The sequence below is a fragment of the Intestinibacter sp. genome, from assembly GCF_051866655.1.
Lineage (GTDB): Bacteria > Bacillota > Clostridia > Peptostreptococcales > Peptostreptococcaceae > Intestinibacter.
The window spans coordinates 1-6,600 of the sequence record NZ_JBJDXL010000110.1; the positions used below are offsets into that span (position 1 = coordinate 1).

Genomic DNA, 6,600 nt, shown 5'->3' on the forward strand with positions numbered 1-6,600 from the left:
AAGATTCATGTACTGATTCTGCAAATTGATAATAAATCATTTTGTCCGAATTTTCTAATTCCTCTACGCCATAATCAATATCCCATGCTCCTCTAGTAATATGTACAATGGACTCATCATTAATAAGTAATTTATTCCACGGACTAGCTAATGATTCTTCATAAGTAACTGTAGGATATGTACCTAATGTATAAGTAGCTGTTCCAAGTTCTCCTGTTCCTCTCTGTAATTCCTACCAAGGAACTCTAAAGTTAGTAGCTGGTTCTGTGTTTTCGCCACCTTCTAACATTAAATATTCTGGAGTAATATCTTCATCATAGCCACTACAAGCATCATCTCCTTTACCAGGACCCCACGTCTAGAAACCCATGAACTTAATCTAATCATTATTATTTAATAAGTCAGCTAGATTAAGTCCAACTATGGGAGATAATTCTGGATTATTATAACCAGCTTCACTAGAATCATATGCTAAATCTGATTCCCAATAAAAGTATAAGAATGGTTCTTCATGTACTGCCTTTCTACCACCAGAAGGTAGAGAACCAACTGATGCTTTATACGCATCATCGTATAGCTTACATGCTCCTATTTTATGAGATTGCATAGAAGAAGCAAAATTTACTTTACCTACCATCTTAGTATACTTGTAGGCAGTTATATCATTCTATACATCATACGGAGGCATTAAATAATATCCTGAAGTAGATACAGCATCTTGCTTAAATATGTTTGTATCAACATCCATTTGTGAATAAGGAGTGAAAAGACTCTTAATTTTCTTCTCAACTCCTTCTAAATCTTTATACTTTAATTTATTAAGAGAATAAGTAACATTCCAAATCAAGTAACGCATAGCAGAAGAACCCTATCCTTTAACCTAACCATGAGTTAAACGTCCTCCATACTACTAGTTCTTAGTTTGGTCTGCATAAGTTACAAATAATGTTGTTGCTAATTTCTTGTTAATGTCTTCTTCTGCACTTCCATCTTCTCCTCCCCAAGCTCTATTAGGGAATCTTCCATCTTTAGGAAATACATATACAAGAGTATTATATTTCTAATAACATTTCTCAAATGAAATTTCCCCATTATCGCCAAGAATGTCATTATTTTCAAAGAATTTCAATTTCTCATCCTTAGAAGCAATAAATGAAGTATAGTTTCTCTATACCTAACTAAAGTTAAGAGCTGTACTGTTATATACTCTAAACAAGTAGAAGTTAATGTCGGCAGTAGTAGGATTAATTTGTAAAGTTGCTGTAGATAAAGAATTAATTTCAGTATCAAGTAAATTAATCTCACGGTCTATCACCCCATTAATATAAATTCTAACTAAGTTAATAGGAGTATTAGGTGCAGCTTTATCATAAGCATCCTGATAAGTTCCTTGTAAGAAGTTAGGATAGTAAATATCATCCTTAGAAACTGTCCATCCTTTCTAAACCGTTACTACAATATGAGTTTCTTCACCTTCTCTAAATTGAGCATTTCTAGCATTAAATAATGTTTCATCCTCTGTATTCCAACAGAATTGGGTAGGTCTCAACTAGAAATTACCAATAGTTAGTATAGGCTAATCCTTATCACTTATATTATAAGTCTTAATACCCATTTCTATAGTGCAAGTAGTGGCAAGACTTAATTTTAGAGGGCTTTTAAAGATAGCTTTAGGCTATGCTGATACTTTAAATACAGCCCTACCTTCATCTTCTGACCATCCATCTGACGATTCTAAGTCAGAAATTACAGTAGCAGGAAGTGTATCGCTAGCATATTCATCAGTTACAAATACATTATTTATATAACCATGAATTTGGTCAAAGTTATAATTGGGAGTAATGTCAGAGAAATATGTTAGATTATTGTCAATCTAATCTATTTCCATTAACTTAAATAAATATCTGTAGGAAGCATATGAAACATTTCCAGAAGAAGTTATTTTCTCCATTTCGTAGAAACTATAGAATGTATTATTAACCTTAACTAATAAATACATCTATGTTCCATCACTTATAACTTCTATATATTTCTTATAAGAAGTTTTATACTAATTATTCTCGTTGTAGGAAGAAGCTTTTAATACCTCATATTTCATAACCTCAGTAGGTTGGGGGTCAACTTCGTCTACTTGCTACGATTCAAGATAAGTAGTAAGTTCTACATCTTCCTACTAAGGACTATATACTGTTAATTCATATAAAGTTGCAACACCATTATTAGCAATCTTGCTACTTACATTATTAATAGCAACAACTGTATCAGAACAATCTGAAGTACAGATAATATCAACATAAATAAAATCAGAATAGATATTAATATCACTGGAGTGTACGGCTCGAACTGATAACTAGTTAAGTCCTGACTTTAATCCTGTATATACTAAAGAACCACCACTAGTAGTTTCTTTACTTTCACCATTATTATATACTTCAAGGTAGTAATTAGATGCAGTACCACCAGTTAATGAAAATTGTGCAGAACTACCTGCAGTTACTACATCACCTGTATATGATAGAGATATTACTTCATTAGTAATACTAACACCTAATGTAGTAGAATCTCCAGATGCTTGAACTGTAGCAGAAATCTATTTCTTAGTCTGTGCTTTAGTAAACAATTCAGTTACATCAATCCAAGCAATTTTATCAATAACTTCTTCTGTAGTTCCATCAACACCTATTACTTGTCCTGTGCTACTATCAAGAATACAATCGGCATACTTAATATTATTGACTTTATAAATTTTAGATTGAGTTCCAAATGATATTTTAACATCAAACGGACCAACCATATCAGTAATGTTAAATGTAGTTTGTGCAATAGCAAACATAGCTATACCTACCTTAACATTCCTGTCTGAGTTATACTGCATTAATAAATCACCACTAGTATATATCTTACTAGTATTGTTATCTAGCATAACTCCATATACCATAATTCCATATCTATGAGTAGGAACTTCTACAGTTACAGTTGTTGATACAGTAGAACCATCAGCCTTATGTAATACTAGAGAATTTTGACCATCAGAATTATAATCCATAGAAACAATATCTTGATTCTATGAAGATTCAATCTATCTAGTCAGAAAGTCCTCTACCTCCATTCCAGAGTGATTATTCCATTCTGTATCTAAATCTGCAATTTGATTAGGTAAATTTTCAAATTTTGCCATTTCTATAATCAATTATTTTTCCATGAATCATCTGATAACCAAGGTCTATCTTGTAGCCAAGTTCCACTTCCAAAACAGCTTCTAACTGCATCATATACTGTAAGCCATACTAACTAAGTTCCTTTATAAATGGCCCCAATGTTTTTCTGAACTTTCTACTAAACACTATCTATAAGTTCTAGAACATCTTTCTAAACCTATAAGATTAATTTACCATTTCTATAAATCATAAGTTAGAAAAATCTTCTTTAACCTTAGTTTTTATCTAAGTTAATAGATTTAAATAATCTTTATATTCATCTACAATACTAGAATCGTCTGTGAGATTCTATACATAACTATTATATGAATTAATTAAATCAAATTCTTCATCAATAGTTAAATAACTTCGTACTATTGCCTTTACACAATCATTATAGTTAGGCTGCCCACTTAAAAGAACCTAAATAAAGTTATATTGAGTTTCTATTCTTGATGCCTCTTCCATATCATGAACTTCAACTTCTTCTGATTGTATATCAAAATGGTAATAGTAAGTCCCGTTGCCCAGTTTCTGAATTATCTTTGGGCTAACATTCGTCCGTATTCTTACAGGCTCTTTCATAATGTTTTATTTTAAAATAATTAGGCAATATGTATCTAGATAGAATACTGTATAATTTCTTATTTCTACTATTTACAAAATAAGATTTATTGTGATAGATATAATGTATTTGGAAGTACTAACTATATGTTGCTATTTCAACTATGTATATATTCTGATTATAAATATCAGACATTCTTCCCTTCTAACTATCCCAATTAGAGAATTTAAGCCCTGTTTCTTCTTCTACCTTATGTAAGAAATGCTTGGTGTCACAGAATTTTAGCCAACCAAAGTATGAAGACATTCTAGCCTTAAATTCGTCCTTATCAATCTTATTCTTTTTATATGAATTTATTAACCTCTTTATATTCTATTTTATAGATTTTCTTAAAAGAGTATGAGTATGAAAGAACTTATACCCTACAAAATCTATTCCTCTAGAATCTACTGGAAATATTTGATAATTAGGTTTAGTTTCCAGATTTAACAGAACAAATAAATAGCTGGAAATCTCAATTCTTATCTATCTTAACCAGTTTTTGTCATTACCTAATATTACAATATCATCTGCATATCTAAAATAATATTTACATTTAAGTTCTTCCTTTACCCAGTGATCAAAGTATGTTAAATATAAAGTGGCAAAATACTACGATAAATAATTTCCAATTGGAACCCCATCTGTAGAATCAATTATTTCTCTTAATAGTTGCAGTACATAAGGATCTTTAATTTTTCTCTAAATTATCTTGAAGAGAATATCATGATCAATAGATGGATAGAATTTACGTATATCTAACTTTAGACAATACTTAGTTTCTTCTGGATATTTCTTTAATACATTCTTTAAGTCTTTTGCACACTTATGAATACCTCTACCTTTAATAGAAGAGTATGTACCTTTTATCAATATTTTTCTCCATATTGGTTCTAGAACATTCATTATTGCATGATGTGTTATTCTATCTGGATAATAGGGAAGCCTAAAGATTAGTCTTTCCTTAGGCTCCCATATCTTAAATGTACTATATTCTGAAGTTCTATACTCTAAACTTGCTATATCAAGAGATAGATCTAAATTATTTAAATCCTTTCTCTCATCATATTTTTCTATATCTTTTCTTCTGCGCTTATTCTTCCTAGCCTTCTTATCTGCTAGTTCTATATTGTCTAAATCATGGATTTTGTTAAATAAATATCCAATTCGTTTCATATTTAATATTTTTATTTCTAGAGTCTTCGAGAATTAACCTACCAACACTATTTTTGTTAAAAATTACGTCATTTTTTGCCAAGAGGCACGGATGCGGCAGTCAGTAGAAAAATAAATTTTAGCGCTAAAATATTAAAACCTGACATTCGCATTGACATTAGAGACAGCATTGTTAGAATTGAAATAGCTGACGCTGGCTTAGCTGCCATTGTTCGCGTTACTGCCTACTAGAAGGGTATTTTTCTAGTTCAATGTCATACTTACTACATCCTTGTATATTGTTTTTAAATTACATTCAAAGTCCTAAACCCGACAATCGCACGGACAAAAGAGACAGCAGTGCTAGAAAGGAAACAGCCGACGCCGGCCTAGCCGCCATAGTCCGCGTGACCGCCCACCAGAAGGGTTCTAGGTGATGTATAACTAGCATTGCAATAATGATAATCACACATATAAGTAGATTCTGACCCTTCTACTTTAGACGGTATAATTTCTCCTGTTTCTCCTAAATCATATGCTGTTATATATCCATCTGATGCTATTTCTATTCCTACTACTGTTTTAGTTCCTATTTCATCAGTAAACTCAGTAGTAGATGTATATACATTACTTGGTTCGTTTGCAGCTGTTCTATGTATTACTACACCATCTAAATTAGTCCAAATATCTCCAAATGGATTATCAAATCCTCTCCATCTAGGTACTGAAAAAGTATAAGTTTGTGTTGGATCTCCACCTGAGGCTGTAGGAGTAATAACAGTCATAGATTTTATTCCAGTATTATTTCCAATCTCATTACAATATCCACATGGAGTAAGTGGAAAATAATTATTGTAATAATTCCAATAATTACTATTTATAGCAGTAACTCCAGGTCCTAAACCCCCCTATCTATATCCATCTGAGGTTAATTCTGCATTATAAGCTGCCTAACAATTAAAGTTCGCATATTCTATTACATAATTCCAATAGAATATCCATTTGTAATATTCGTAACATAGTAACTATGATCCTGCATTATTTGCATAAGTTCTCATAGTTGCTCTGCTTACATTAGTTCTCGGTTTTCCTAAATCTGACCTACATGGAACTTCTGCTAGATATGTATCACGGCTACTATTGTTACCACCACCTCTATAATTTGCAGAAGTATTAACAACAGATACTGCTTGATTAGTAGACTAATTTACTGTACATCTATAAGCATCAATTAACATTTCTGGAATTTCAACCCAAGAATCATCAATTTGTACTAGTGAAATTCTAACCCATCTTTTGTTTCCATTACTACCAGATTTTCCATAGAATTTAGGAGTATGCACTCTAACAACTCCATCGGTACCATCTAGTACGGAAGGTGTAACTCCATCTTCCTTATAATTCCAATCCTCAGAATACAAGTAGTAATTAATAATAGTCCCATTAGATACACATCCTCTATAGGCAGATTGAATTGGAAGAGATTTATGCAATAACGGATTTCCTATTCTAGTTAATACTGGAGAAGAAACTGTAATATCCCATTCTACACCATAAGAATAAAGGTCTATATTGTTGTTAAGTTCTACAATTTGCTAATTTAATTTCTACTACTTAGCATCTAATTCTTCACATAATGTATTT

8 protein-coding genes are annotated in these 6,600 nt (G+C 31.4%); 1 reads left to right on the plus strand and 7 read right to left on the minus strand.

Going from position 1 to position 6,600, the window contains the following annotated elements:
• Positions 1-379: 379 nt before the first annotated feature.
• Positions 380-637 carry a hypothetical protein gene (locus tag ACI3VO_RS02870; protein WP_439756470.1) on the minus strand — a complete coding sequence of 86 codons (258 nt, stop codon included), beginning with the start codon at positions 635-637 and terminating at the stop codon, positions 380-382.
• Between the two features lie 30 nt (positions 638-667).
• Entirely contained in the window at positions 668-856 is a 189-nt protein-coding gene (locus tag ACI3VO_RS02875) for a hypothetical protein (protein WP_439756471.1), read from the minus strand.
• Between the two features lie 775 nt (positions 857-1,631).
• On the opposite strand from ACI3VO_RS02875, the gene ACI3VO_RS02880 reads away from it, so the two are divergent.
• Positions 1,632-1,808, plus strand: a complete 177-nt coding sequence (locus tag ACI3VO_RS02880) for a hypothetical protein (RefSeq protein ID WP_439756472.1) — start codon at positions 1,632-1,634, stop codon at positions 1,806-1,808.
• 65 nt (positions 1,809-1,873) lie between these two features.
• Here ACI3VO_RS02880 and ACI3VO_RS02885 read toward each other — a convergent pair whose 3' ends face one another.
• From ACI3VO_RS02885 to ACI3VO_RS02905, 5 genes are all read right to left on the minus strand, one after another.
• Complete coding sequence (locus ACI3VO_RS02885) at positions 1,874-1,999, minus strand: hypothetical protein (protein ID WP_439756473.1); 126 nt, start codon at positions 1,997-1,999, stop codon at positions 1,874-1,876.
• A 591-nt stretch (positions 2,000-2,590) separates the two neighbouring features.
• Positions 2,591-3,046 (minus strand): hypothetical protein, encoded by a 456-nt coding sequence (locus ACI3VO_RS02890; RefSeq protein ID WP_439756474.1) that lies wholly within the window; start codon positions 3,044-3,046, stop codon positions 2,591-2,593.
• A 1,457-nt stretch (positions 3,047-4,503) separates the two neighbouring features.
• Positions 4,504-4,977, minus strand: a complete 474-nt coding sequence (locus ACI3VO_RS02895; protein WP_439756475.1) for a hypothetical protein — start codon at positions 4,975-4,977, stop codon at positions 4,504-4,506.
• A 368-nt stretch (positions 4,978-5,345) separates the two neighbouring features.
• A complete protein-coding gene (locus tag ACI3VO_RS02900) occupies positions 5,346-5,741 on the minus strand; it encodes a hypothetical protein (RefSeq protein ID WP_439756476.1) in 396 nt (131 codons plus the stop codon).
• A gap of 417 nt (positions 5,742-6,158) precedes the next feature.
• Positions 6,159-6,449 (minus strand): hypothetical protein, encoded by a 291-nt coding sequence (locus ACI3VO_RS02905; protein ID WP_439756477.1) that lies wholly within the window; start codon positions 6,447-6,449, stop codon positions 6,159-6,161.
• Positions 6,450-6,600: the final 151 nt, after the last annotated feature.

Excerpts from the sequence above, each read along its gene's own strand:
- ACI3VO_RS02870 (WP_439756470.1), bottom strand. The coding sequence starts at position 637 with ATGGTAGGTAAAGTAAATTTTGCTTCTTCTATGCAATCTCATAAAATA.
- ACI3VO_RS02875 (WP_439756471.1), bottom strand. The coding sequence starts at position 856 with ATGCGTTACTTGATTTGGAATGTTACTTATTCTCTTAATAAATTAAAG.
- ACI3VO_RS02885 (WP_439756473.1), bottom strand. The coding sequence starts at position 1,999 with ATGTATTTATTAGTTAAGGTTAATAATACATTCTATAGTTTCTACGAA.
- ACI3VO_RS02890 (WP_439756474.1), bottom strand. The coding sequence starts at position 3,046 with ATGGATTATAATTCTGATGGTCAAAATTCTCTAGTATTACATAAGGCT.
- ACI3VO_RS02895 (WP_439756475.1), bottom strand. The coding sequence starts at position 4,977 with ATGAAACGAATTGGATATTTATTTAACAAAATCCATGATTTAGACAAT.
- ACI3VO_RS02900 (WP_439756476.1), bottom strand. The coding sequence starts at position 5,741 with ATGACTGTTATTACTCCTACAGCCTCAGGTGGAGATCCAACACAAACT.